This is a genomic window from Aeromonas diversa CDC 2478-85 (assembly GCF_000819805.1).
In the GTDB taxonomy this organism is placed as follows: Bacteria; Pseudomonadota; Gammaproteobacteria; order Enterobacterales; family Aeromonadaceae; genus Aeromonas; species Aeromonas diversa.
On record NZ_CDCE01000001.1, the window covers coordinates 857 to 3,034 of the forward strand.

Annotated in this window: 4 protein-coding genes; 3 read left to right on the top strand and 1 reads right to left on the bottom strand. The window is 56.8% G+C overall.

Translation table 11 applies throughout. The features are described 5' to 3' along the window. The first annotated feature begins 309 nt into the window (after positions 1-309). The 3 genes from BN1121_RS00010 to BN1121_RS00020 all read left to right on the top strand — a co-directional run bounded on the left by BN1121_RS00010 (position 310) and on the right by BN1121_RS00020 (position 1,682). Positions 310-672: a MerR family transcriptional regulator gene (locus BN1121_RS00010; RefSeq protein ID WP_005345719.1), complete on the top strand. Its 363-nt coding sequence runs from the start codon at positions 310-312 to the stop codon at positions 670-672. Positions 673-717: 45 nt separating this feature from the next. Next, positions 718-1,008, top strand: coding sequence for a putative quinol monooxygenase (locus BN1121_RS00015; RefSeq protein ID WP_005345718.1), 291 nt, complete (start codon positions 718-720; stop codon positions 1,006-1,008). A 122-nt stretch (positions 1,009-1,130) separates the two neighbouring features. Beyond that, the gene (locus tag BN1121_RS00020; protein WP_005345716.1) at positions 1,131-1,682 is read left to right on the top strand and encodes a GNAT family N-acetyltransferase; all 552 of its coding nucleotides are present in this window, start codon (positions 1,131-1,133) and stop codon (positions 1,680-1,682) included. Between the two features lie 195 nt (positions 1,683-1,877). On the opposite strand, the gene BN1121_RS00025 is transcribed toward BN1121_RS00020, so the two are convergent. Continuing rightward, positions 1,878-2,178, bottom strand: a 301-nt coding sequence (locus BN1121_RS00025; protein ID WP_197065728.1) for an ATP-binding domain-containing protein, incomplete at its 5' end; no start/stop codon positions are given.

Below are 2,178 nucleotides of genomic sequence, written 5' to 3' on the forward strand. Positions count from 1 at the left end.
GCGGGCCCCGTTTTTTTACATCCAGAGCGTATGGGCCGGCCCCTGGGGCCGCTGAAAACGCCCGCGTGATGTCAGCCCCATGGCCAATCAATGGCCGGCCACCGGGTTGAACAATGCCGCCCGTCAGACGTTAAAATAGAGCGCAACACCCTATACCGGGTGACCATCCCGGAGTGCCGTGGGTGTTGGTGCGGATGTCATGACATGGCGTTATGTGCTTGCCGCCATCCTGTTTATGACCACAAAAAGCACGGAGAGTGAGGCATCGCCCTTATTTCTATTGGCATGAATCCCTTGCATGGAGGCATCTTGAAGATCTCTGACGTATCAGACCAGACGGGTATTTCAATCCATACGCTGCGGTATTACGAGAAGGAAGGGCTGCTACTCAATATCCGCCGGAATGAATCGGGGCGGCGCGTCTTTGACCAAGACGATATCGAATGGCTGACGTGGATTAGGCGCTTGAAGTCCACGGGCATGCCACTTTCGGAGATTAAAGCCTTTGCCAAGCTGCGCCTGGCGGGCACCAGCACATTGGCAGACAGAAAGTTAATGCTTTCAGATCACCAGGTGAAGCTCGAGAGGGAGATATCGAGACTGCATCAGGAGCTGGGCGTAGTGCGCTACAAGATTGAGGCATACGACAAAAAGATCCTTGACCTGGAGTGAACTCCAGGAAGTAATTTACCGGCTCCACAGAAACAGGAGCCATTCATGTTTAGCAAGGGTTATTACGTTACGGCCGAGTTAGCGGTCAAGGCGTCGGTCAGTATTGACGAGGCGTATCACCATCTGACGCGGCTCTGCGAAGCCACATTAAAAGAGCCTGGCTGCACCATCTTCACGCTGCATCGATGCGCGAATAATGAACGCCGTTTCCTGTTGTGGGAGCGATTCGACAGTGAACAGGATTTCAAATTCCACTTTGAGCAGCCCCACACGCAGGCGTACTTGAAGCGCGACCTGACGCAAGTGGTGCAGTTTTTTGTCAGCGATGTGTGCTAGGCCAACCACTCAGGCAGGGTAGGCGCGCGTCTTTGCTGCTCGCTGAGTGTAATGATGGGGCGGCGGTGGCTGCCCCAAAATCAGGCATGATGCCGATGCGACAACCACCTTGAGGAGTCCGTATGGTGATGGAAACAGACAGGCTTATTCTGCGCCAGTGGCGGCGCGAAGACGACCAACCTTATGCCGAGCTGTGTGCCGACGTCCAGGTGATGAGATATTTTCTCGCCCCCCTCTCGCGCCAGCAGAGTGACGAGCACGCCAACCAGATCCAACGCCTCATCGCCGAGAGAGGCTGGGGCCTCTGGGCGGTCGAGCTGAAGGCGACGGGGCAGTTTATGGGGTTCGTTGGGCTGCATCACCAGGATGAGCACAGCGGGTTTCCCGATGCTCCCTTTATCGAGATCGCTTGGCGCTTGTCATCGGCCTTTTGGGGGTTGGGTTATGCCCCCGAGGCCGCGCAGAGGGCGCTGCAATTTGCGTTCGACGAGCTTGCTGCCCCGGCCGTTTACGCCTTTACCACCTTGCAGAACGCGCCATCTCAGCGGGTCATGCTGAAAGTGGGCATGGTCAATACGAACCAGGACTTTAGCCATCCCAAGGTAACCAAGGGGCACCCCTTGGAGCGGCATTGTTTATATAAGATCACCCGGCAGCAGTGGTTGGAGAGATAATACCCTCACAGGCCGCAACCCTAAAATAAAGCGTCTCAAGGCTGAGTTAACACTGATGCCGAAGGAGATATGCGCTAAAGAAAAAACCAGCAGAAATAAGACACCGGCTTAGGCCGGTGCCTGGTAATAACTTGCTCGGTATATTGTCTATCAATCCCAGGGCAGTTATCTATTCCTTGCCACTGCCCAACGACGTTAGCCTCCCAACCTCTGTGCCAATCCCGAATAGCGCTCGGTCTTCTTGCGCACCGCCTGCGCCAGCAGGGCGCGATCGCCGTAGAGATCGAGCCGCCCCTTGGCGCGAGTGATGCCGGTATAGACCAGCTCGCGGGTCAGCAGGGGGCTGGGGGCATCGGGCAGCACCAGCACTGTGTGGGCAAACTCCGAGCCCTGGGACTTGTGGATGGTCATGGCAAACACCGTTTCGTGGGGCGGCAGGCGGCTCGGCAGCAGGCTGCGCACGCCGCCATCGGCCTGCTCGAACCACACCTTGAGG